The sequence below is a fragment of the Saccharothrix tamanrassetensis genome (genome assembly GCF_014203665.1).
In the GTDB taxonomy this organism is placed as follows: Bacteria; Actinomycetota; Actinomycetes; order Mycobacteriales; family Pseudonocardiaceae; genus Actinosynnema; species Actinosynnema tamanrassetense.
The window spans coordinates 329,414-351,941 of record NZ_JACHJN010000010.1; the positions used below are offsets into that span (position 1 = coordinate 329,414).

Here is a 22,528-nt window from a genome sequence, read left to right on the forward strand (position 1 = left end):
TGCGGGAATCGGGGGATTCCACCAGGCGCCTCCCACCCCGGGACTCCGGAGCACGAGGCCGGGAGCGGAGAGCGCGGGCTGCCGGAGGCCGCCAGACCCGGCGCACGGAAGCCGGGGAACGCGGAGCCCGGGTGCCGGAGTGCGCAGCCCGGAGCCGGACGCCGAGGGGCGGGCCACCGGAGTGCGGGCCACCGGAGTGCGGACCGCCCGGGGCCGGGCGTGCTAGAGCCCGACCGCCTTGTAGAGGGAGCCGACCTCCTGGCGGTTGAGCACCCGCATCGACCCCGGCCGCTGGTTGCCCAGCCGCACCTCGCCGACCGCCGTGCGCACCAGGCTCTGCACCGGGTGGCCGACCGCCTCCAGCAACCGGCGCACGATGTGCTTGCGGCCCTCGTGGATCACGACCTCCACCAGCGCCCGGCCGGGAGCCGAGGACACCAGCTTGAACGAGTCGACCTGGACCGGCCCGTCCTCCAGCTCGATGCCCGCGCGCAGCCGCTTGCCGACGTCCCGCGCCACCGGGCCGGGCACCTCGGCCAGGTAGGTCTTGGACACCCCGTACGAGGGGTGCATCAGGCGGTGCGCGAGGTCGCCGTCGTTGGTCAGCAGCAGCAGGCCCTCGGTGTCCGCGTCCAGCCGGCCGACGTGGAACAGGCGTTCCTTGCGGTTGTGCAGGTAGTCGCCGACGCACGGCCGGTGCGCGTCGTCGTGCATGGTGGACAGCACGCCACGCGGCTTGTTCAGCACCAGCGTGACCACGTCGTCCTTGAGCACCACCCGCACGCCGTCCACGTGCACGACGGCGGTCTCGGGGTCGATCCGGCGGCCCTGCTCGCGCACGACCTCGCCGTCGACCTGGACGCGGCCGAGCTCGATGAGCTCCTCGGCCACGCGTCGTGAGGCGATGCCCGCCTTGGCGAGCACCTTCTGGAGCCGAATCCCTTCGGGTCCTTGGTCAGACATCGTCGATCGCATCCACTTCGGGCAGCAGGGGAGCGATCGGCGGCAGGTCGTCCAGCGACGACAGCCCCAACCGCTCCAGGAACAGTTCGGTCGTGCGGTAAAGGATGCCACCCGTGTCGGAGTCCGTGCCCGTCTCGGCGATGAGCCCGCGCGCCACCAGCGTGCGGATCACCCCGTCGACGTTCACCCCGCGCACCGCCGCGATCCGGGCCCGCGTGACGGGCTGCCGGTAGGCGATGACGGCGAGGGTTTCCAGGGCGGCCCTGGTGAGCTTGGCCCGCTGCCCGTCCAGCAGCAGCTTCTCCACGAATGGCGCGAAGCGGTCCCGCGTGTAGAACCGCCAGCCGTCCCCGATTCTACGCAGGTCGATGCCGCTGCCCTGCTCGGTGTAGCGGGCGGCCATCGTGCGGAGGGCCCGGGTGACGCGTCTCACCGGCTGCTCGAACACGCCGGCGAGCTGCTTCTCGTCGATCGGGGTGTCCACGACGAGCAGCACGGACTCCAACGCGCCCTCGAACTCCCGGTCGTCGGTGAGGTCCGGCAGGCCCGACTCCTCGGCGGCCTCCCCGCCTCCCGCGGCACTGCCGGCGGGGTCGCCGACCGCGTCGCCGGCGGGGTCGATCACGGGGTCGGCCGCGGGAGCGGCGGGCTCGGGGAACAGCCCGTCCGGTCCGGTGGTGGGCTCAGGCTCGGTCACCCGTACTCCTCGTCCTCGTCACGTGCCTGCGCCTCGGCCTCTTCCACCGTGCCGCCGACCCACGTGATGCGCAGCTCGCCCAGCGGGTCGGGCTGCTCGAACGCCAGCGCCCTCTCCCGGTACAGCTCCAGCAGGGCCAGGAACCGGGCGACGATCTCCATCGTCTCGGTGCACCCGGCCACGATCTCGGCGAACGTCGCCGTGCCCCGTGCCGCCAGCAGCTCGCGCAGCACCCCGGCGTGCTCCCGCACCGAGATCCGGTGCTGGTGGACGTGCGCGGTGGACACCGTGCGGGGTGGCCTGGGCCGGAACACCGCGGCGGCGATCTCGGAGAACCGCCGGGCGTCCACCCCGAGCATCACCTCGGGCAGCAGGCCCTCGTACCGCACCTCCAGCGCCACCGACCTGGGGTAACGCCGGTACGCGCCCTGTTCCAGCTCGGCGAACAGCGCGGCCACCTGCTTGTAGGCCCGGTACTGCAGCAGCCGCGCGAACAGCAGGTCGCGCGCCTCCAGCAGCGCCAGGTCCTCCTCGTCCTCCACGTCGCCCTGCGGCAGCAGCCGGGCCGCCTTGAGGTCGAGCAGGGTCGCCGCGATGACCAGGAACTCGGTCGTCTCGTCCAGGTCCCAGCTGTCGCCCAGGGCCCGGATGTGCGCGATGAAGTCGTCGGTGACCTGGTGCAGCGCCACCTCGGTCACGTCCAGGGTGTGCTGCGAGATCAGCTGGAGCAGCAGGTCGAACGGGCCTTCGAAGTTGGTGAGCTTGACCTTGAAGCGGCCGTCGGAGACCGCTTCCGGCGCGATCTCGTCCGCGGGGGCGTCACCGCTCACTGCTCGCGCAACCTACGCACGAGCAGAGAGTCGTGGCCGTGCTCCTCCAGGTCGTCCAGGACTATCGCGATGGCCTCGCGCACCACCCGGCCCCGGTCCACCGCGAGGCCGTGCCCGCCGCGCAGCTCCAGCCGGGCGTGCTCCAGGGCCAGCAGCTCCTCGTCCGACACGTACACGGTGATCTTCGTGGAGTGCTTCTGCCGGCCGGTGCCCCGGCGCGGACCCGGCGTCTCGTCGGCAGCCGGTGCCTGCTTCCCGGACGCCTGCTGTGCTGACGGCTGCTGAGCGGAGGTCTGCTGCGCCGGATTCTGCTGTGCCGAGTTCTGCTGCGCCGAATTCTGCTGCGCCGAGTCCTGTTGGGCGGGCACGGCGGCATCGAGGACCGAGGGGCTGGTGAGGCGGAACAGCTCGGACGCGCCCGGCAGTGATGGGCGTCGGGTCACCGGGCGATCACCTCGCGCGCCAGTGCGCGGTAGGCCTTCGCGCCCGCCGAGCGGGGCGCCCACCGGGTGATCGGCTCGCCGGCGACGGTCGTCTCCGGGAACCGGACGGTGCGGTTGATCACCGTGTCGAACACGACGTCGCCGAACGCCTCCACGACCCGCGCCATCACCTCGCGGGAGTGCAGGGTGCGCGGGTCGTACATGGTGGCGAGTATCCCGGTGATCTCCAGCTTCGGGTTCAACCGCTCCCTGACCTTCTCGATGGTGTCTATCAACAGGGCGACCCCGCGCAGGCTGAAGAACTCGCACTCCAGCGGGATGAGCACGCCGTCGGCCGCCGCGAGGGCGTTGACCGTGAGCAAGCCGAGCGACGGCTGGCAGTCGACCAGCACGTAGTCGTAGAGGTCGATCACCGGGCGCAGGGTGCGGACCAGGGTGTGCTCGCGGCCCACCTCGGACACCAGCTGGATCTCCGCCGCGGACAGGTCGATGTTGCTGGGCAGCAGGTCCATGCCCTCGACCGGGGTGTGCATGATCACGTCGCGGACCGTCACGTCGCGTTCCATGATCACGTTGTAGATGGTCTGGTCGAGCTGGTGCGGGTGCACGCCGAGACCCACCGACAGCGCGCCCTGCGGGTCGAAGTCGACCAGCAGCACGCGCCGGCCGTACTCGGTCAGCGCCGCGCCCAGGTTGATGGTGGACGTGGTCTTGCCGACCCCGCCCTTCTGGTTGCAGATCGCGAGGATCTTCGCGGGGCCGTGGTGGGCGACCAGCGGCGGGTCGGTCACGTAGCGGAGGGGGCGTCCGGTGGGGCCTATCTCACCCACCGTCTGCTCGGCGGCGTCCTCGTCGGCCGGCGCGGCGTGCGGGGCGAGGCTCAGCTCGACCGACGCGCGCGGCACACCGGACTGTGGCGTGGGCGGCGGTGGGGTGACCCACGCCCGACCCGCGTGCTCCGGTGTCGACATCGCCTTCCCGATTCCTAGTCCTCTGCCTGGGCGCAGCCTAGGCACACCGGCCAGTACCAGCAACGCGCCCCGCCGTACCGGTGGCGGGCAGTTCTCACCGGACGGCGGCGGTCCGATCGGCCGCCTTGAGCACCACGTCGAGCAGCCCGGGGAACAGGGCGTCCAGGTCGTCGCGGCGCAGCGAGACCCACCGCTGGTTGCCGCACGCCCTGGTCCGGGTGATGCCGGCCTCCCGCAGCACGCGCAGGTGCTGGGACAGCGTCGACTTGGCCACGTCCACGGCCAGCGCGCCGCAGCAGCGCTCCCCGTCGGCCTCGATCTGGAGGACGACGGCCAGCCGGGTGGGGTCGCTCAGCGCGTGCAGCACGGCACCGAGCTCGATGTCGGCGGGTTCCGGCTCGTCGATGTTCGGCACCGGCACGGCTCCTCCAGCTTGTCGCGTCCGGGTGGGGCTTGTTGTTCTACGTGGTCGGCCAGTGAGGTGTCCCCCCTTTGGGATGTCACCCGAAAGGCTGACACCCAAGTGGGTTGGCACACAGTACCTGCGGGAGGCTCATGTTCCACCGGTCGCGCGCGGATGAGCCGTCGCGTAGACCTCACGCAACGTGTTCACGGTGACCAGCGTGTACACCTGGGTCGTGGTCACCGATGCGTGTCCGAGCAGCTCCTGCACCACTCGGACGTCCGCGCCGCCCTCCAGCAGGTGGGTGGCGAAGGAGTGACGCAGCGTGTGCGGCGAGACCTTCGCGGTGATGCCCGCCCGTTCCGCCGCGGTCTTGAGCACCTGCCACGCCGTCTGCCGCGACAGCCGCCCGCCGCGCGCGTTCAGGAACAGCGCCGGGGTGCCGCGCTTGACCAGGGTGGGGCGGACCCGCACCAGGTAGGCCTCCAGCGCGGCCAGCGCCGGGCGACCCACCGGCACCAGGCGCTGCTTGCCGCCCTTGCCGTCGAGCAGCACGGTCCGCTCGGCGGTGTCCACGTCGTCCACGTCCAGACCCACCACCTCGGAGATCCGCGCGCCGCTGGAGTACAGCAGCTCCAGCAGGGCGCGGTCGCGCAGGTTCGCGGGCACCTCCAGCAGCCGCAGCACGTCGTCCACCGGCAGGGCCTTGGGCAGCCGGCGCGGCGGGGTCGGCGGGTGCACGTCGCGCGCCGGGTCGTGCCGGGTGAGCCCTTCCAGGTGGGCGAACCTGTGCAGGCCGCGCACCGCGACCAGGGTCCGCGCGGCGGACGACTCGGCCAGCCCGGACTCCCGCAGGCTCGCCAGGAAGTCCCCGACCAGGGGTTCGGTGACGTCATCCAGACTGGTGATCTTCCGGGCGTCCAGGTGCTCGGCGTAGCGGCGCAGGTCGCGGGTGTAGGAGTCCAGGGTGTTGCGGGAGGTACCGCGCTCGACCGCGAGGTGGTCCAGGAACGCGGTGATCACGTCCCTCACAGCCGGGCCACGGGGACGTGCGGCAGGTTGTGCGCCTTGGCCACCTCGACCCGCACGACGGTGCCGCGCACCGCGTTCACACCCCTCGCCGGCGCCGGGTCGTCCGCCACGGCCTGCCGAAAACCCTTGTCCGCCAACGCAGTCACGTAGGGCAGTGTGACGTTCGTGAGCGCCCACGTCGAGGTGTGCGGCACCGCCCCGGGCATGTTCGCGACGCAGTAGAACACCGAGCCGTGCACCTGGAACGTCCCCACCCCGGCGCCGAGCACCACCACCTTGCCCGCCGGCACGCCCGGCACCCCGCCCAGCAGCACACCGCGCCCGCCCTGCGTGCGTTCCAGGCAGTACGCCCCGACCTGCGCGGCCATCCGCCCGGCGACCTCGCTCATCGGGGCCGGCAGCGGCAGCGAACCGTCGGCGAGCTGCACCGTCTCGTAGGCGATGGCGTCGATGCCGGACGCGACGACCGCGCGCGTGCACTCCGCGTTCGCGGCGAGGTGGAGGTAGGTGAACAAGGTCTGCGCGGGCCGCATCCGGTGGAACTCCTCGGCGACCGGCTCCTTGACCTTCAGCACCAGTTCCGCGTCCGACCACACGTCGTCCGCATCGGGCACGATGCGCGCCCCGGCGGCCTGGTACTCGGCGTCCGGGATCGAGCTGCCGTCCCCGGCACCGGACTCGATCGGCACCCGGTGCCCGCGCCGCACCAGCTCGACCACACCCGCGGGCGTGATCGCCACCCGGTACTCGTGGTTCTCGACCTCTCCCGGAATCCCGACCAGCACCAGGTCAGCGTAGGTCGGCCGGCGCGTTCCGGCTGAACGGGCGGCGAGGTGCTGTTAGCGTTCCGGGCTGTGTCGGAACCCCACCAGGTGCGCATCGGCAACCAGCAGCGCGAAGCGGCCATCAGCGCGCTCAACGACCACTTCGCGGCGGGCCGCCTGGAGATCGGCGAGTACGAGCAGCGAGTCGGCTACGCGACGGCGGCCCAGACCGCGGCGGAACTGTCAGCCCTGTTCCAGGACCTGCCACAACCCCACCCGCAGTTCCTGCCGCCACCGCAGACCTACTACGCGCCGCCGACCGACTACGCCACCCCGCCACCGGGATTCACCCCGCCCGGCGTCACGCCGGACTACGGCGGCTACGTGCCGGGCTACATCCCGCCCGGACAGCCCCCGTTCAACCCCAACGCGCCCTACGGCGTGGATCCGTTGACCGGTCAGCCGCTGTCCGACAAGTCGCGCATCGCGGCGGGCGTGCTGCAACTGGTGCTGCCGTTCGGCATCGGGCGGTTCTACATCGGGGACACCGGGATCGGCATCGCACAGCTGCTGACGTGCGGCGGGTGCGGGGTGTGGTCGCTGATCGACGGCATCATCCTGCTGGTCAACGGGGGTACGGACAGCCAGGGTCGCAAGCTACGCGACTAGGTTGCGCACCAGCATCCAGGTGGCGGCGAGGGCGACCACCGGAACACCGACCTTCGACGACAGCCGGGGTGTCGGCTCGCTGCGGCGGGCGGCGCGGAACCAGCGGAGCCACAGCCAGGCGAGCAACGGCAACCCGGCGACCAGCATCACGGCGTTCAGGTGCCAGGCGGCGACGAAGTCCCCGTGCAGCAGGGCGTGCACCATCCGAGTGGACCCGCAGGCCGGGCACTGGATCCCGGTCAGGGCGAACAGGGGGCACGGCGGCCACAGCGACGACGGCCCGTTCGGATCGACCACCAGCAGCCCGACGCAGCCCGCCACCGCCCCCACCGCGACAGCAACCGGCCCACGCACACCCATGCGTGCCATTGTGCCCGCCGGCCGGTCCCGCCCACCGGTCGACCACGACCCGGGCCTCACCACCCACGCCCGTGTCGACCACGACCTGCGCTCGCCGCCCGCGCCCGTGTCGACCACGACCTGCGCTCGCCACCCACGCCCGTGACGACCACGACCCGGGCCTCACCACCCCACGCCCGTGTCGGGGGCAAGCCACGCACGCAGTCCGGCGAGTTCCTCGTCCCACGCGAACCGCCCACCCGGTCCCGCACGAGCCACGGCTCGCCGCCCGCGATTCCTCGCGGGCGGCGAGCCGTTTCAAGCCACCTTCAAGCCACCCTTACGCTTCGCGCGACCTTCCGGCCGGTCCCGAGACTCAGTCGCCCCGAGCCGCGAACCGCGTGGGACGGTCGGCGAACGGCGCGTCGGCAGGGCGCGGCTGAGCCCTCCCCGCCAACACGGCCTGGGCCGCGAGCAGCCCGGCCACCGCCGCGCCGTTGACGATCTCCCCGGCCAGCGCCATGCCCACCGCCTCGTCCAGCGGGAACCGCCGCGCTTCGAGATCGGCTTCCTCGTCCCCCATCTGCTCCCGCTCGACCTCCGAGAGCCCACGGGCGAGGAACACCCGCACCACCTCGTCGGTGAACCCCGGCGAAGCGGCGACGTCGACCAGCGTCGCCCACTCCGACGCCGCCAGCCCGACCTCCTCCATCAGCTCCCGCCGAGCGGCCTCCACCGGCTCCTCCGAAGCCGAGTCCAGCAACCCCGCCGGCAGCTCCCAGATCCGCTTGCCCAGCGGGTGCCGGTACTGGTGGATCAACGTCACCATCCCGTCGCCGTCCACCGCGGCCACCGCCACCGCACCCAGGTGCTCGACGACCTCGCGCCGCGCCGTCCCGCCACCAGGCATCGCGACCTCGTCGACCCGCAGCGCGACGATCCGACCGACGTGCACGTCGCGCGACGACACGGTCTCGAACTCGTGCCTCGTCATTTCGCAGCCGCCCCCGCCGTCTCGGGCTCGGGCAGCGGCAGCCGGTCGGCCAGCCGGTAGTCCAGCGCCGCCTTCACGAACGCCGCGAACAGCGGGTGCGGCTTCGTCGGGCGGCTCTTGAGCTCCGGGTGCGCCTGCGTGGCGACGAAGAACGGGTGCACGTCGGCGGGCAGTTCGACGTACTCCACCAGCCGCCCGTCCGGCGACGTCCCGGAGAACACCAGGCCGGCCTTGGCCAGTTCGTCCCGGTAGGCGTTGTTCACCTCGTACCGGTGCCGGTGCCGCTCGGAGACCTCGGTCGCGCCGTACGCCGACGCCACCTGCGAACCGGGCACGAGCTTCGCCGCGTACGAGCCGAGCCGCATGGTGCCGCCCATGTCGCGCTGCCCGGACACCACGTCCTCCTGGTCGGCCATGGTGCTGATCACCGGCGACCCGGTCTCGTCGAACTCGGACGAGTTGGCGTCCCCGATCCCGGCGAGGTTGCGAGCCACCTCGATCACCATGCACTGCAACCCCAGGCACAGCCCGAGCAGCGGGATGCCCCGCGTCCGCGCGTAGGTGATCGCGCCGATCTTGCCCTCGATGCCCCGCACCCCGAACCCGCCGGGGATGAGCACCGCGTCGAGCCCGGCCAACGCGTGCGCCGCACCGGACGGCGTCTGGCACTCGTCGGACGGCACCCACACGACCTCGACCTTGGCGTGGTGCGCGAACCCGCCGGCGCGCAGCGCCTCCGTGACGGAGAGGTACGCGTCGGGCAGGTCGACGTACTTGCCGACCAGCGCGATCCGCACCCTCTCGGACGGGTTGTGCACGCGGTCGAGCAGGTCGCCCCACACCGTCCAGTCGACGTCGCGGAACGGCAGCCCGAGCCGGCGCACCACGTACGCGTCGAGCCCTTCACCGTGCAGGACCTTGGGGATGTCGTAGATCGACGGCGCGTCCACGGCCGCCACCACGGCGTCGGTGTCGACGTCGCACATGAGGCCGATCTTGCGCTTCAACGCGTCCGGGATCTCGCGGTCCGCCCGGCACACGATCGCGTCGGGCTGGATGCCGATGTTGCGCAGCGCCGCCACGGAGTGCTGCGTGGGCTTGGTCTTGAGCTCACCGGACGGCGCGAGGTAGGGCACCAGGGAGACGTGCAGGAAGAACACGTTGTCCCGGCCCACGTCGTGCCGGACCTGCCGGGCCGCCTCCAGGAAGGGCAACGACTCGATGTCGCCCACCGTGCCACCGACCTCGGTGATCACGACATCCGGCGCGACGCCGTCGGCGGCGGGCTCCGCCATCGCCCGGATCCGCCGCTTGATCTCGTCGGTGATGTGCGGGATGACCTGGACCGTGTCCCCGAGGTATTCCCCGCGCCGCTCCTTGGCGATGACCTCGGAGTACACCTGCCCGGTGGTGACGTTGGCATCCCCCGACAAGTCCCGCGCGAGGAACCGCTCGTAGTGGCCGATGTCGAGATCGGTCTCCGCGCCGTCTTCGGTGACGAACACCTCGCCGTGCTGGAACGGGTTCATCGTGCCGGGGTCGACGTTGAGGTACGGGTCCAGCTTCTGCATGGTCACCCGCAGACCACGGGCGGTCAGCAGCTGACCGAGACTGGAGGCGGTGAGTCCCTTGCCCAGCGAGGAGGCCACGCCCCCGGTGACGAAAACGTGCTTGGTCGTACGTGCCTGAAGCACCAAGGAAGCTCCCCGTGGTCTGAAGTTCCGCAGGGCAACCGGCCCTGTCCACGGGCCCTAACGCTAACACGCCACCAGTCACCGAGTGCGCTGGTGGTCCGGTGTCGCATCACTCAGATGGCGTAGCCCCTCGCCGGCCGACCAGCACCACCCACCGATCAGCACCCTCGACGGCTCCACGCCGCCACAACCCACGAACCGACACCGCGACCCTTCACCAGCACCGCCCGAGCACCACTCATCAGCACCGCCCGAGCACCACCGGCACCACCCGCACCGCCCACGAGCGCCAACCCCGGGCCGCAGACCACCGACCGATGCCGACCGATGCCATCTGCAGCCCGACGCCGACCGAGCCCGCCCGACGCCGCCCGCCCGACGCCGCCCGGCCGCCAACCGACGCCACCCGGTCCGACGCCACCCGGTCCGACGCCGCCCGGTCCGACGCCGCCCAACCCACCGACCGACGCCACCCGGTCCGACGCCACCCGACCCGACGCCGCCTGCAGTCGGCTGGCCCGCTGCGGATCGGAGTCCGCCCATGCGGAGTCCGCCGATCCGCAGTTCGCCCATTCGCAGTTCACCGATCCGAACTCCGCCCATCCGGACCGGCAGAACACCATCTGCAAGGCACGCTCTGTGGCGCAGGCGAGGCGGCGGGTGCCGTGGGGCGTCAGTTTGTTTACGGCAACGAACGGCGGGGTCGAATAGTGGCCGGTTCGGGGTGGGTTCGCGAAATCGAGTGAATCTCCGCCACCATGACAACCGATCGGCGCCCCGCCATTTCGCTTCCGACGCCCAGCCGCTTCCGACGCCCAGCCACGGTACGAAGCTCAGCCGACGGTACCCGGCGCGGGCGCCTCCGCATTGCCGGCAACGCCGTACCGCCCGGACTTGCCCTCCAACTGTTCCCGCAAAGCCAACACCGCCACGACCCGACCCGCCGCCGAATCGGTGTTGTCGACGGTGGACAACACCGAAGTCGCCGCGGTGTCCGCCCGCACCACCCCCACCGCCCCGGTCCCGTTCGCCGACCCCGCACCACCCACCAGCACAGCGCCGGCCCCCGACCGGTCCAGCTGAGTCGCGAATCGGGCCACCGTCGCGGCACGGTCCCCGGCCGAATCCCCGTCCACCGCACCACCGGTCAGCACGACCGCCAGCTGCGCGGGCCGCAAAGCCGGACCGGGCTTCACGAACCCCGCCGACGCCAACCCGGCCAGCGCGGCGGCGGTCTCGTCCGGGGAGGCCTGGGGCTGGTTGTTCTCCTTGTTCAACAGCAGCAGCGCGCCCAACAACCCGCCGGCACGCGTTCCCGGGTCCGCTCCGGTGGGCAGCTGGGTTCCCGCCGGTTGCAGGCGCGCCACCAGGTCGCGCAATTGGTCGGCTTTGCGCGGATCGGTGAAGGAATCCGTTAGTTGCAATTCACCCGTCAGTGTCGCACCCGATGCGCGGAGGAGTTCGGTCAACGCATCGCGATCATTCGGCTTCGCGTCCGTGGTGGTCACCAACACCACCGTCCGCTCCGCCAACAATCCCTTCACCGCCAGCGGCCCGACCGACGTCGCGAACTCGTCCGCATCCGCCAGCCGCGCGTTCAGCCCGTTCTGCTCGGCCTGCAGATCGGCGACCTGCTCGCCCAGTGCCGAATTGTCGTCGGTCAACCCGGACAACAACCGGCTGCTGATCGCCGTCGACCCGAGCACCACCCCCACGGCCAGCGCCAGGAACACCGCGGTGATGGAGACGATGTGGTACCGCATCGAGATCATGAGAAGAGTCCCTTGAACCAGTCGACGACGGAGCGGAACGCGTCCACCGCCACGTCGACGTACACCTGCCCCACCCCGGACACCGCCAGCGCCGCCACCATCGCCACCACGGCCGCGAGCACCAGCAGGAAGATCACCCCGAACGACACCCGGCTGCGGTGCAGGGTGGCGACCGCTTCCCCGTCGACCAGCTTGCTGCCGAGCTTCAGCCTGGTCAGGAACGTCGACGGGTTGGAGCCCGAGTGGCCCCGGTCCAGGAATTCGCGCAGGCCCGCCCGCAACCCGACGGTCACCACCAGGGACGCGCCGTGCGCCTCGGCCAGCAGCAGTGCCAGGTCCTCGGCGTTGCCGGACGCCGGGAACGTCACCGCGCCGATGCCGAGGTCCTGGATGCGCTCCAGGCCGGGCGCGTGGCCGTCGGTCTGGGCGGGCACGACGACTTCCGAGCCGACTTTCAACGTCTCGGTGCCGATGCCGTCCGGGTCGCCGACGATGATGTCCGGCTTGTACCCGGCGTCGTGCAGGGTGTCCGCGCCCGCGTCGACGCCGATCAGCACCGGCCGGTACTCGCGGATGTACTTGCGCAGCCCGCGCAGTTCCTCGGCGTGCCGGGGTCCGCCCGCGACGACCAGCACCTGACGGTCGCGGATCGGCACGAAGACCTCGGGGACGCCGACGCCGTCCAGGATCAGGGCGCGTTCCCGGCGCAGGAACTCGATGGTGTTCGCGGAGAACGCCTCCAGCTGGGCCGCCATGCCCGCCTTGGCCTCGATCATCGCGTCGGCGATCGTCTCGGCGCCCTGCTCGACGCCCCGCGCGACCTCCCGGTCGCCGATGAACACCGCGCCGTCGTGCAGCCGCAGCTTGGTGCCGTCCTTCAGCTCCCGCAGCACGCCCGTGCCGACGCCGTCGACCAGCGGTATGCCCGCTTCGACCAGCAGCTCCGGGCCGAGGTTGGGGAACCGGCCGGAGATCGACGGCGACGCGTTGACCACGCCCACCACCTCGGCGGTGACCAGGGCTTCGGCGGTGCGGCGGTCGATGTCCACGTGGTCCAGGACGGCGATGTCACCTGGACTCAGCCGCCGCAGCAGGTCACTCGTCCGACGATCGACCCGCGCGACGCCGGTGACACCTGGCAGTTCGTGGTTCGTGCGGCTGAGCAACCCGGAGAGCTTCATGACCCGATGGTGACTCACCCCGCGGCCGGTTCCGGGCTAACACGCCGAGGGTCCGGGGCAGGTCAGCCAGGTCAGTGCTCCACAGTGGACGGATTACCCCCGGTAGGGGGATGCCTTTCGGCGCCACGATCGGCTACCCCGGATCCATCACCATCGGCTGCCCCGGCCGCACGGTCGGCTACCTCCGGCACGTCGAGCGCGGTGGTCGGGATGGCGATGCCGAACGGCGGCGTGTCGTCGTCGTCACCGTCCACCCGGTACACCGACACCCCGGTCGGTTCCGGCGCGCGGGGTGGCCAGTCCTGCGCCAGTGCCGCGCCGACCAGCAGCACGAGGCACGCGGCGGTCAGCGTCCACATGCCCGACCCGAGGGTCGCGCTGGACGACGGCGGCAGGTTCTCGCGGCCGAACAGGGTGGTCACCGTCGCGTGAGCGGACCAGGTGGTGCCCACCAACAGTCCGGCGGAGGCCACGGCGGCGAACCGCCCCACCGCGACGAACCGGGGTGACCGGAACAGCAGCAGCGCGGCGACCACGGCCAGCACGCCGGCGAGCACCATCGGGTAGCCCCACTGCGGGGTGTGCGGGTCGCTGCTCGGATCGATCGGAGGGCGGTAGTGGACCTGCCACGGGGTGAGCCGGAAGCCCTGGTACTCGGGGAGTGCCACTTCGAGCCGGTACAGGTCCATCAGCACCCCGGCGAACGTGAGCAGCGCGCCGGTGAGCAGCGCGCCGGCCGCGATGGCGCCGCGGCGGCTCACGTCCCGGCCTTCCCCCCGGGCTCGGCGGTCGGCGACCCGGTGGAGTCCGGCGGGGCGTGACCGGGCGACGCCGCGCCCGACGACCCGGTGCCCGGCTCGACCGGTAGCGGGATGCCGAACGGCGGCGTGTCGTCGTCGTCCCCCTCGACCCGGTACACGAGCGGCGCTTCCGTCCCGGGCACGCGCGACGGCCAGTCCTGCACCATCAGCGCACCGCCGACGGCCAGCACGGACGCCAACCCGAGCACCGCCAGGGCGAGTCCGAAGTCCGTGGTGATGACCAGCCCGCCGCCGGGCTGCTCCAGCAAGTACGTCGCGAGCACGAAGTGCCCGACCGTCCAGGCGCTGCCGAGCAGCAGCATCGCGCCGCACGCCGCCACCAGCCGACCCCACATCGCACCCGCACGCACCGCGCCGAGCACCAGCAGCAGGGCGGCGACCACCATCGGCATCCCGTACAGGGCTTCCCGGCCGAACAGGCCGTCGCCGTCGCCGCTGTCGCTGGTCACCTCCCAGCCGGTCTGCACGACCGTCATGGTGTGGCCGTAGGTGAACTCCCACCGCTGCTCGTACAGCGGCAGGAACGTCGCGACCAGCACCAACGGCGCGCTGATCACCAGCGCGACCACACCCGCGACGCGCCGGCTCACGGTTTGTGGTCCTCGGGTCCGCGTGACTGCCGCGAAGGCTCGCGCGGCTGCCCCGGCGTTTCCCGCGACGGCCCCGAAGTCTCGCTCGGTCGCCCTGGGGGCTCGGCCGGTTGCCCGTGCGGTTCGGGCGACTGCCCGTGGAGGTCGGCCGGCTGCCCGTGGGACTCGCGCGGCTGCTCCAGGTAGCCCGCGGGCAGCACGGGCACCGACGTGCCGAACGGCGGGGTGTCCGTGTCCGTATCCGCGTCGTCCACCAACCGGTGCACGATCGGCCCTTCCGGAGCCGGCTGCCGAGGCTTGGCGTGCAGGAGCACCGTGGCCACGACTGCCACGACCCCGGCGGCGACCAACAACCACAGCCCCGCGCCGTACTCGGACTCCAGCGGTGTGCGCTCGCCGCGGAACGAGGGCGACAGCCACGCCGAGACCACCATGAACGTCGTCCACACCGATCCGACCAGCACCCCGGTCGCGCCGATGGCGGTGTACCGGGCGGCCTGCTTCTGGTGCTCCGGCAGGAACACCAGTGCCGCCGCGACCACCAGCAGCACGGCGGCGATCACGATCGGCACGCCGAACTGCGCGGTGGGCGCGAACCCGGCCAGACTGATCGGTTCGGTGGTGACGCTCCAGCCGGTGGTGGTGTACCCGAACCGGGAGTCACCCCGCCCGATACCCATCCGGCCCAGCGGCAGGAACGTCGCCACGACCGCCGTCACCGCCGAAGCGACCGCCAGGGCGACCCCCGCCGCCCGTCGGTTCACTTCTTCTTCTTTCGCCGCACCACCGGGACGCTGTCCTTGTCCGCCTTGGCGGCCGCCAGCAGTTCCTCGGCGTGCGCACGGCCGGTGTCCGTGGAGTCCATGCCCGCCAGCATCCGCGCGAGCTCGACCACGCGCTGCGCGTCGTCCAGGACCCGCACCCCGCTCCGGGTCAGCACGCCGTCGGCGGTCTTGTCCACCACGAGGTGCCGGTCGGCGAACGCGGCGACCTGCGGCAGGTGCGTGACCACGATGACCTGGTGGCTGCGCGCCAACCGGGCCAGCCGGCGGCCGACCTCCACCGCCGCCCGACCGCCGACGCCGGCGTCGACCTCGTCGAACACCAGCGTGGGCACCGGGTCGGAGTGCGACAGCACGACCTCCAGCGCCAGCATCACCCGGGACAGCTCGCCGCCGGAGGCGCCCTTGTGCACGGGCAGCGCGGGCGCGCCGGGGTGCGCGATGAGCCGCAGCTCCACGTCGTCCACGCCGGACGCGCCGGCGTGCAGCAACCGCCCACCGACCTCCAGCGCCTGCGGGTCACCGGCTTCGGCGACCCGCGGCCGGACCGCCACCTCCACGTTCGCGTGCGGCATGGCCAGCCCGGTCAGCTCCTCGGACACCGCCTTGCCCAGCTCCGCGGCGGCGGCGACGCGTTCCGCGGTGATCTGCTCGGCGTACCCGGCCAGCTCGGCGGCCAGCGCGTCGCGGCGGGCGGCCAGCGCGGCCAGCGCCTCGTCCGAGGTGTCCAGGCCGGCCAGCCGGGACGACGCGTCGTCGGCCCACGCGATCACACCGTCCACGTCGGCGGCGTACTTGCGGGTCAGCGCCTTCAGCTCGGCCTGGCGGGCGAGGACCTGCTCCAGCCGCGCCGGGTCCGCGTCGAGGTGTTCCAGGTAGGACGCGATCTCCGCGCCCACGTCGGCCAGCAGCGTCTCCGCCTCCACCAGCCGGGACTCGAGGTCGCGCAGCTTCGGGTCCTCGGAGGTGCCCAGCCGGCGGCGGGCCTCGCCGATCAGGCCGAGCGCGCCGGGGTTGTCCGGGTCGCCGTCGGGCGAACCGGCGACCGCGTACTGCACGCCGGACGCGGTTTCCCGCAGCTGGTCGACGTCGGCCAGCCGGCGGGCCTCGTCGTGCAGCTCGACGTCCTCGCCGCTCTTCGGGTCGACGGCGGTGATCTCGGCCAGGCCGTGCCGCAGCAGGTCCGCCTCGCGGGCCAGCTCCCGGGCCCGTTCGGTGCGCTCGGTCAGCTCGGCGGCGACCTTGAGCCACTGGTCGCGGAGCTGCTGGTACTTGCGCAGCGGCGCGCCCACGTCGTCGGCCGCGAACCGGTCCAGCACCGCGCGCTGCTCGGTGGGGCGCAGCAGCCGCAGCTGGTCGTTCTGCCCGTGCACCGCCAGCAGCTGCTCGGCCAGCTCGGACAGCACGCCCACCGGCACGGAACGCCCGCCCAGGTGGGCGCGGGACCGCCCGTCGGACCCGACGGTGCGGATGGCGATCACGCTGCCGTCCTCGTCGGGTTCGCCGCCGACCTCCTCGGCGACCTTCGCGGCAGGGCTTCCGGCGGGTGCCTGGAACCGCCCTTCGACGACCGCCTTGTCCGCGCCGTTGCGCACGCGGGACGCTTCGGCGCGACCGCCACCGAGCAGGTGGAGACCCGTGACGACCATCGTCTTGCCGGCGCCGGTCTCCCCCGTCACGACGGTGAAGCCCTCGGCGAGTTCAAGGGTGGCCTCGTCGATCACACCGAGGCCCTGGATGCGCATCTCGGCCAGCACAGCGCGAACACTACTGGGCGGGGACTTCGGGAGGTGTCTTCGGGTGGGAGTGTCGGGCGAACAAATGTTCTAACCGGCCGACGGACCCCGCCACCCCTGGACCGGCAGCGAGAACTTCTCCACCAGCCGGTCGGTGAACGGTCCCTCGCGCAGCCGGACCAGTCGCAGCGGCGTCGAACCGCCCACGACCTCCACCCGCGCGCCCGCCGGCAGCTGCACGCTGCGCCTGCCGTCCGCGCACAGCACCGCCGGGTGCCCGCCCGGGTCGACCTCCAGCGCCACCACGGACGCGGGCGACACCACCAGCGGCCGGGCGAACAGCGCGTGCGCGTTCGACGGCACCACCAGCAACGCCTGCACGTCCGGCCACACCACCGGCCCGCCGGCGGAGAACGCGTACGCGGTGGACCCGGTCGGGGTCGCGACCAGCACGCCGTCGCAGCCGAACGCCGACACCGGCCGCCCGTCGACCTCCACCACCACGTCCAGGATGCGTTCCCGCGAGCTCTTCTCCACGCTGGCCTCGTTGAGCGCCCAGGTGCTCTCCAGCACCCGGCCGTCCACGGACGCGGTGATGTCCACCGTCATCCGCTCCTCGACCTCGTAGCTGCGCTCGATGACGTGGTTGATGGCCTCGGACAGCTTGTCCGAGTCGGCCTCGGCGAGGAACCCGACCCGGCCCAGGTTCACGCCGAGCACCGGCACGCCCGCCGCACGGGCCAGTTCCGCCGCGCGCAGCAGCGTGCCGTCGCCGCCGAGCACGAACACCAGCTCGGTGCCCTCGGCGGCGCGGTCGTCGGCGGTCACCACCCGCGCGTAGCAGGACGGGTCCAGGTCCGGCGCCTCGTCCTTGAGCACCCGCAGCCGCACGCCCGCCGAGGCGAAGCGCCGCGCCACCTCCTGGGCGACCCGCACGTTGCTGCGCCGCCCGGTGTGGACGACGAGCAGGATCTCCCTTGTCACAGCGTCCCCGGTCACTGGGGTCCTTCCGCTACGGCGGTGCGCACGAGCGCGGCGGCGGCTTCCGCGTCCAAGGGCTCGCCTCGACGCAGCCAGACGAAGAACTCGACGTTGCCCGACGGCCCGGGCAGCGGGCTGGCGGTGACGCCGTGCAGCCGCAGGCCGATCCCGGCGGCGGCGCCGACGACGTCCAGCACGGCCTCGGCGCGCAGCCCGGGGTCGCGGACCACACCGCCGGACCCCAGGCGCTCCTTGCCGACTTCGAACTGCGGCTTCACCATCGGCAGCAAATCGCCCTCCTCGTCGAGGCACGCGGCGAGTGCGGGGAGCACCAGCCTCAACGAGATGAACGAGAGATCGGCCACGACGAGTTCGACCGGACCGCCGACGTCCTCCGGCGTCAACGACCGCACGTTGGTCTTGTCCTTCACCACGACCCGGTCGTCGGTGCGCAGCCGCCAGTCCAGCAGGCCCCGCCCGACGTCGGCGGCGACCACCTGACGTGCCCCGTTGCGCAGCAGCACGTCCGTGAACCCACCGGTGGACGCGCCGGCGTCCAGGCAGCGCCTGCCGTCGACCTCGATCGCGGGGAACGCTTCGAGCGCGCCGACCAGCTTGTGCGCGCCGCGCGACGCCCAGTTCGGGTCGTCGGTGTCGCGCACCACGAGCGCGGTGTCCAGTTCGACGGCGGTGGCGGGTTTGGTCGCGACCGTGCCGCGGACCGTCACCCGTCCTTCGGCGACCAGCTCACTGGCGTGCTCCCGCGACCGGGCCAGACCGCGACGGACCAGTTCGGCGTCCAGCCGAGCCCTGCGTGGCACCGGGTCACACCTTGTCGATGCTCGACAGCGCGGCGGTCAACGCCGTGTGCGCGTCGTCGAACCGGGCCACGTGCTCGGCGACGTCGAGCTGCTCCAGGCCGTCCAGCCCGGTCAGCGCGTCGTCGATCCCGGCCACCGGATCACGCGGCGGGCCGGGGAGGGGAACCTCGAAGCTCACGGTTTCACGTTAGCCGATCGAGGACCGACAGGTCCGCCGCGACGTACGTGGGCCGAAGCTCCTCCCGCAGTCCGTCGACCTCGGCCCGCGTCGACACCCCGGTGAGCACGAGCAGCGAGTCCATGCCCGCGTTCACCGCGCCCAGGATGTCGGTGTCCAGCCGGTCGCCGACGACCAGCGGGCGCTGTGCGCCCAGCGACTTCGCGGCCTGCTCCAGCAGCGGCGTCGCGGGCTTGCCGGCCACCAGCGGCTGCGCCCCGGTGGCGGTCCGGAGTGCGGCGACCAGCGCACCGTTGCCGGGCAGCAGGCCGCGTTCGGTGGGCAGGGTGGCGTCCACGTTGCACGCCACCCAGCGGGCACCCGCCCGGATCGCGACGGCGGCCTCGGCCAGCTCCCGCCAGCCGAGGTCCTGCGACAGGCCCTGCACGACCGCCTCGGCCCCTTCGGCTCCGGTGGTGGGCGTGAACCCGCGCAGCCGCACTTCCTCGGCCAGCGCCGCCGTGCCGAGCACGAGCACCTCGGCCCGCTGGGGGACCAGGTCGAGCAGCATCGCCGCCGCCGCTTGGGCGCTCGTGCTCACCTCGTCCAGCGCGGCGTGGAAGCCGAGCTCGGTGAGGTGGTCCGCCACGTCCTCCGGCGACCGCGACGCGTTGTTCGTGACGAACCGGATGCCGATGCCGTGCCCGCGAGCGGAGGCGACCGCCTCCACCGCGCCGGGCACGACCTCCCGACCCCGGTACACCGTGCCGTCGAGGTCCAGCAGCAGTGCGTCGTAGCGGTCCAGCAGCACGGCCCCTCGTTTCAGTGCTCTCACGCCTCGGTTCTGCCGACCCGATCCTGCCGGACCCACTCCCGTGCCCAGCCCGGGGGTCGGACCTGGCGGCCCGCCGCGCAGGACTCAGCCCAGCGGGCTCAGTCCTGCGGCAGAGTCCTGCGGGTCCAGGGTCTGCGGTCCAGTCCGCGGGTTCAGGCCTGCGGGATTACTCCTGCGGGCTCAGGTCGAACGCCCGCTCGGCGGCATCGGTCTCGTTGTCGTCATCGGCCTGGGCGGCGTTGAGGAACCACTTGACGGCCTCGTCCGTGCGCCCGGCCGCGGCCAGGTTGTCCGCGTAGGCGTAGAACAGCCGCGCACTCCACGGGTCGCGGCGCTTCGGCTCCAGGTCGGGCCCCTGCAACGCGACGACCGCCGCGTCCAGCTGCCCCATGTCCCGACGAGCACCCGCCGCGACGATCCGCAGCTCCACCGCCTCGTCCGGCGACAGCGTAAGACCCTGCGACTCCCGGGCGAGCTCGATGGCCCGCTCCGGCCGGCCCAGCGCCCGCTCGCAGTCCGCCATCACGGCGACGTGACCGGCGCCGTGCGTCATCCGCCGAGCCGCACGCAGCTCCGACAACGCCTCGGCCCACTCACCGGCGTGGTAGGCCGCCAGCCCGGCCGCTTCGCGCACCACACCGACCCGAGCGGCCTTGGTGCGGGCGTAGCGGGCGTGCTCCAGGGCCTGCTCCGGCTCGCTGTCGATCAGGATGCCCGCAGCGGCCAGGTGCCGTCCGACGATCTCGGCCAGCCCCTTGGGCAATCCGCGCAGCTCCTGCTTCACCTCGGGGTCGAGGATCGAGATGTCCGCGTCGTCGGGCAGTTCAGGCGCCCGGACCCGAGCGAACTCGCCGCTGTCGTCACGCCGGTCGTCCCGACGGTCGTCACGCCGGTCATCCCGTCGCACCGAGGTCTCGTCGGCCGCACGGCCGGCGGGAACGTCGTCGCGTTCGTGGTCATTGGCGTCGTCTTGGTCGGACTCGACCTCGGACTCGTCGGCAACGTCGTCGGCAACCGCCTCGGCGCCATCCCGAACCGCAGCGACCTCGCCCGCCTTGACACCACCATCAGCGGCAGCGTCGTCAGCCGCAGTGTTGTCGGCCCCAGCGGCTTTGGTGTCGGTGTCGATGTCGCCGATGGCAGCATCGCCGGTGTCGGCCGTGACGTCCTCGGCGCCGTCCTCGGCCACGACACCAGCAGTGCCGGCCTCCTCGGAACGAACAGCCTCAGAGCCGGCAGCCTGCGGCGTCACCGACTCGACAGCACCGACCGACCCCGTCGCCTGCTCAACGGCCTCGCCGCCCGACACCTGGTCGCCCGACACCTGGTCGCCCGATACCTGGCTGCGCTGCACCGAGTCGTGCTGCACCGAGTCACCCTCAACGGCCCGGTCCTGGAACCGCGCGGCACGCTCACGACTGCGCTCGTCCCGCCGGTCGTCCCGACGCGGGGCGCGGTCGTCACGGGGACGGTCGTCGCGCCCACGGTCGTCACGACGCGGGTAGCCGCCACGGTCATCACGAGACTTGAAGTCGCGACGGTCGCCACCGCGCGAATCGCGAGACGGCGAGCCGCCCCGGTCATCACGCGAACGGAAACCACCACGGTCCCCGCCCCGGTCATCACGCGGCCGGTATTCGCGGCGCTCGCCACCACGGTCATCACGCGGCCGGAACTCACGGCGCTCGCCAGTAGTCCCCTGGCGGGACTGGTGACCGCCACGGTCATCACGGGGGCGGAACTCACGACGCTCGCCACCGCGATCGTCGCGCGGGCGGTACTCGCGCTTCTCGCCGCTGCGGTCATCGCGCGGCTTGAAGTCCCGGCGCTCGCCGCCACGATCGTTGCGGGGCTTGAAGTCCCGCCGATCCCCACCACGGTCGTCACGAGGCTTGAAGTCGCGACGGTCGCCACCACGGGAATCGCGAGACGGCGAGCCGCCCCGGTCATCACGCGAACGGAAACCACCACGGTCCCCGCCCCGGTCATCGCGCGGCTTGAAGTCCCGCCGATCCCCACCGCGATCGTCACGAGGCTTGAAGTCCCGGCGGTCGCCACCGCGATCATCGCGAGGACGGAACTCACGTCGTTCACCGGCACGGTCGTCACGCGGACGATACTCACGCTTCTCACCACCGCGATCGTCACGCGGGCGGAAGTCACGCCGGTCACCGCTGCGGTCATCGCGCGGCTTGAAGTCCCGGCGGTCACCGCCGCGATCGTCGCGGGACCGGAATCCACCACGGTCGCCACCACGGTCGTCGCGAGGGCGGAACTCACGGCGCTCACCGCTACGACTTTCGCGGGACTGGTAGCCGCCACGGTCGTCGCGGGGCCGGAACTCGCGGCGCTCGCCACTGCGGTCATCGCGCGGACGGTACTCACGCCGTTCACCGGCACGGTCGTCACGCGGACGGAACTCACGCTTCTCACCACCGCGATCGTCGCGGGGTCGGAACTCGCGACGCTCACCGCCACGATCGTCGCGCGGGCGGTACTCGCGCTTCTCGCCGCTGCGGTCATCGCGCGGGCGGAATTCGCGGCGCTCACCGGTGCGGGAGCTGGAGCCGCGATCGTCACGGTTGTAGCCGGGGCGGTCGTCACGACGCGGGTAGCCGCCGCGGTCGTCGCGCGGCTTGTCGTAGCGAGGACGTTCCGAGCGGTTGTCGTCCCTGCGCGGGCCGCCGCGGTCGTCGCGACCACGGTCGTGGCTGGGCCGATCGTCACGGCGCGGGTAGCCGCCACGGTCGTCGCGTCCCGCGCTGCCCTGCTTGCGGCCTCCATCGGCGCGGCCACCGTCGGATCGGCGCGGTCGGTCTCCCTGGCCTCGCTGACGGTCGCCCGGCCGGTCTCCGAACCTCGACACCTGTACTCCTCCTACTGTGGACACGCACGCCGAAAGGGCTTGTGAGTTGAGCACATCTCGATGTGCCCCCATCACAAGCCCTTTCAGGGAAAGAATGTTCGGCGGCGTCCTACTCTCCCACACCCTCACGAGTGCAGTACCATCGGCGCTGGAAGGCTTAACTACCGGGTTCGGAATGGGACCGGGT

Annotated in this window: 24 protein-coding genes and 1 rRNA gene; 2 read left to right on the forward strand and 23 right to left on the reverse strand. The window is 72.3% G+C overall.

Features of this window, described 5'->3' with window-relative positions; translation table 11 throughout:
* Window positions 1-222: 222 nt before the first annotated feature.
* The 8 genes from FHS29_RS29225 to FHS29_RS29260 form a co-directional block, all read right to left on the reverse strand.
* Entirely contained in the window at window positions 223-963 is a 741-nt protein-coding gene (locus tag FHS29_RS29225) for a pseudouridine synthase (RefSeq protein WP_184696084.1), read from the reverse strand.
* Complete coding sequence (gene scpB / locus FHS29_RS29230) at window positions 956-1,660, reverse strand: SMC-Scp complex subunit ScpB (RefSeq protein WP_184696086.1); 705 nt, start codon at window positions 1,658-1,660, stop codon at window positions 956-958. Before scpB ends, FHS29_RS29225 begins: the two co-directional genes overlap by 8 nt.
* Window positions 1,657-2,490, reverse strand: a complete 834-nt coding sequence (locus FHS29_RS29235; protein WP_184696088.1) for a segregation and condensation protein A — start codon at window positions 2,488-2,490, stop codon at window positions 1,657-1,659. Before FHS29_RS29235 ends, scpB begins: the two co-directional genes overlap by 4 nt.
* Window positions 2,487-2,933: a hypothetical protein gene (locus FHS29_RS29240; RefSeq protein WP_184696090.1), complete on the reverse strand. Its 447-nt coding sequence runs from the start codon at window positions 2,931-2,933 to the stop codon at window positions 2,487-2,489. Before FHS29_RS29240 ends, FHS29_RS29235 begins: the two co-directional genes overlap by 4 nt.
* Window positions 2,930-3,904 carry a ParA family protein gene (locus FHS29_RS29245; protein ID WP_221456760.1) on the reverse strand — a complete coding sequence of 325 codons (975 nt, stop codon included), beginning with the start codon at window positions 3,902-3,904 and terminating at the stop codon, window positions 2,930-2,932. Before FHS29_RS29245 ends, FHS29_RS29240 begins: the two co-directional genes overlap by 4 nt.
* A gap of 94 nt (window positions 3,905-3,998) precedes the next feature.
* Window positions 3,999-4,319, reverse strand: a complete 321-nt coding sequence (locus FHS29_RS29250) for an ArsR/SmtB family transcription factor (RefSeq protein WP_184696093.1) — start codon at window positions 4,317-4,319, stop codon at window positions 3,999-4,001.
* 138 nt (window positions 4,320-4,457) lie between these two features.
* On the reverse strand, window positions 4,458-5,330 hold the full coding sequence (gene xerD / locus FHS29_RS29255) for a site-specific tyrosine recombinase XerD (RefSeq protein WP_446689071.1): 873 nt from the start codon (window positions 5,328-5,330) through the stop codon (window positions 4,458-4,460).
* Between the two features lie 5 nt (window positions 5,331-5,335).
* Window positions 5,336-6,124 carry an alanine dehydrogenase gene (locus tag FHS29_RS29260; protein WP_184696097.1) on the reverse strand — a complete coding sequence of 263 codons (789 nt, stop codon included), beginning with the start codon at window positions 6,122-6,124 and terminating at the stop codon, window positions 5,336-5,338.
* A gap of 69 nt (window positions 6,125-6,193) precedes the next feature.
* On the opposite strand from FHS29_RS29260, the gene FHS29_RS29265 reads away from it, so the two are divergent.
* The gene (locus FHS29_RS29265) at window positions 6,194-6,772 is read left to right on the forward strand and encodes a DUF1707 domain-containing protein (RefSeq protein WP_184696099.1); all 579 of its coding nucleotides are present in this window, start codon (window positions 6,194-6,196) and stop codon (window positions 6,770-6,772) included.
* Here FHS29_RS29265 and FHS29_RS29270 read toward each other — a convergent pair.
* The 14 genes from FHS29_RS29270 to FHS29_RS29335 form a co-directional block, all read right to left on the reverse strand.
* Window positions 6,761-7,132 carry a DUF2752 domain-containing protein gene (locus FHS29_RS29270; protein ID WP_184696101.1) on the reverse strand — a complete coding sequence of 124 codons (372 nt, stop codon included), beginning with the start codon at window positions 7,130-7,132 and terminating at the stop codon, window positions 6,761-6,763. The two genes, FHS29_RS29265 and FHS29_RS29270, sit on opposite strands and share 12 nt — an antisense overlap.
* A 355-nt stretch (window positions 7,133-7,487) precedes the next feature.
* On the reverse strand, window positions 7,488-8,105 hold the full coding sequence (locus tag FHS29_RS29275) for an NUDIX domain-containing protein (RefSeq protein WP_184696103.1): 618 nt from the start codon (window positions 8,103-8,105) through the stop codon (window positions 7,488-7,490).
* Window positions 8,102-9,802 (reverse strand): CTP synthase, encoded by a 1,701-nt coding sequence (gene pyrG, locus FHS29_RS29280; RefSeq protein WP_184696105.1) that lies wholly within the window; start codon window positions 9,800-9,802, stop codon window positions 8,102-8,104. Before pyrG ends, FHS29_RS29275 begins: the two co-directional genes overlap by 4 nt.
* Window positions 9,803-10,632: 830 nt before the next feature.
* The gene (locus FHS29_RS29285; RefSeq protein WP_184696107.1) at window positions 10,633-11,571 is read right to left on the reverse strand and encodes a copper transporter; all 939 of its coding nucleotides are present in this window, start codon (window positions 11,569-11,571) and stop codon (window positions 10,633-10,635) included.
* The gene (gene steA, locus FHS29_RS29290; protein ID WP_184696109.1) at window positions 11,568-12,752 is read right to left on the reverse strand and encodes a putative cytokinetic ring protein SteA; all 1,185 of its coding nucleotides are present in this window, start codon (window positions 12,750-12,752) and stop codon (window positions 11,568-11,570) included. Before steA ends, FHS29_RS29285 begins: the two co-directional genes overlap by 4 nt.
* A gap of 71 nt (window positions 12,753-12,823) precedes the next feature.
* Window positions 12,824-13,513, reverse strand: coding sequence for a hypothetical protein (locus tag FHS29_RS29295; RefSeq protein ID WP_184696111.1), 690 nt, complete (start codon window positions 13,511-13,513; stop codon window positions 12,824-12,826).
* Complete coding sequence (locus FHS29_RS29300) at window positions 13,510-14,163, reverse strand: hypothetical protein (RefSeq protein WP_184696113.1); 654 nt, start codon at window positions 14,161-14,163, stop codon at window positions 13,510-13,512. The genes FHS29_RS29295 and FHS29_RS29300 overlap by 4 nt, the downstream gene beginning before the upstream one ends.
* Window positions 14,160-14,927, reverse strand: coding sequence for a hypothetical protein (locus FHS29_RS29305; RefSeq protein ID WP_184696116.1), 768 nt, complete (start codon window positions 14,925-14,927; stop codon window positions 14,160-14,162). Before FHS29_RS29305 ends, FHS29_RS29300 begins: the two co-directional genes overlap by 4 nt.
* Window positions 14,924-16,702, reverse strand: coding sequence for a DNA repair protein RecN (recN, locus tag FHS29_RS29310; RefSeq protein WP_184696117.1), 1,779 nt, complete (start codon window positions 16,700-16,702; stop codon window positions 14,924-14,926). Before recN ends, FHS29_RS29305 begins: the two co-directional genes overlap by 4 nt.
* A gap of 69 nt (window positions 16,703-16,771) precedes the next feature.
* Window positions 16,772-17,665 (reverse strand): NAD kinase, encoded by an 894-nt coding sequence (locus FHS29_RS29315; protein ID WP_184696119.1) that lies wholly within the window; start codon window positions 17,663-17,665, stop codon window positions 16,772-16,774.
* 11 nt (window positions 17,666-17,676) lie between these two features.
* Window positions 17,677-18,483, reverse strand: coding sequence for a TlyA family RNA methyltransferase (locus FHS29_RS29320; protein WP_184696121.1), 807 nt, complete (start codon window positions 18,481-18,483; stop codon window positions 17,677-17,679).
* Window positions 18,484-18,487: 4 nt separating this feature from the next.
* On the reverse strand, window positions 18,488-18,661 hold the full coding sequence (locus tag FHS29_RS29325; RefSeq protein ID WP_184696123.1) for a hypothetical protein: 174 nt from the start codon (window positions 18,659-18,661) through the stop codon (window positions 18,488-18,490).
* A 4-nt stretch (window positions 18,662-18,665) separates the two neighbouring features.
* Window positions 18,666-19,475 carry an HAD-IIA family hydrolase gene (locus FHS29_RS29330; RefSeq protein ID WP_312865149.1) on the reverse strand — a complete coding sequence of 270 codons (810 nt, stop codon included), beginning with the start codon at window positions 19,473-19,475 and terminating at the stop codon, window positions 18,666-18,668.
* 166 nt (window positions 19,476-19,641) lie between these two features.
* Window positions 19,642-20,382: a tetratricopeptide repeat protein gene (locus FHS29_RS29335; RefSeq protein ID WP_184696125.1), complete on the reverse strand. Its 741-nt coding sequence runs from the start codon at window positions 20,380-20,382 to the stop codon at window positions 19,642-19,644.
* 45 nt (window positions 20,383-20,427) lie between these two features.
* On the opposite strand from FHS29_RS29335, the gene FHS29_RS29340 reads away from it, so the two are divergent.
* Window positions 20,428-22,386 carry a hypothetical protein gene (locus FHS29_RS29340; protein WP_184696127.1) on the forward strand — a complete coding sequence of 653 codons (1,959 nt, stop codon included), beginning with the start codon at window positions 20,428-20,430 and terminating at the stop codon, window positions 22,384-22,386.
* Between the two features lie 51 nt (window positions 22,387-22,437).
* On the opposite strand, the gene rrf is transcribed toward FHS29_RS29340, so the two are convergent.
* A 5S ribosomal RNA gene (gene rrf, locus FHS29_RS29345) occupies window positions 22,438-22,528 on the reverse strand; the annotation flags it as partial.

Bases quoted from the DNA above. Each gene is read 5' to 3' on its own strand.
- FHS29_RS29225 (WP_184696084.1), bottom strand. From the start codon at position 963: ATGTCTGACCAAGGACCCGAAGGGATTCGGCTCCAGAAGGTGCTCGCC.
- FHS29_RS29245 (WP_221456760.1), bottom strand. From the start codon at position 3,904: ATGTCGACACCGGAGCACGCGGGTCGGGCGTGGGTCACCCCACCGCCG.
- FHS29_RS29270 (WP_184696101.1), bottom strand. From the start codon at position 7,132: ATGGGTGTGCGTGGGCCGGTTGCTGTCGCGGTGGGGGCGGTGGCGGGC.
- FHS29_RS29275 (WP_184696103.1), bottom strand. From the start codon at position 8,105: ATGACGAGGCACGAGTTCGAGACCGTGTCGTCGCGCGACGTGCACGTC.
- FHS29_RS29285 (WP_184696107.1), bottom strand. From the start codon at position 11,571: ATGATCTCGATGCGGTACCACATCGTCTCCATCACCGCGGTGTTCCTG.
- steA (WP_184696109.1), bottom strand. From the start codon at position 12,752: ATGAAGCTCTCCGGGTTGCTCAGCCGCACGAACCACGAACTGCCAGGT.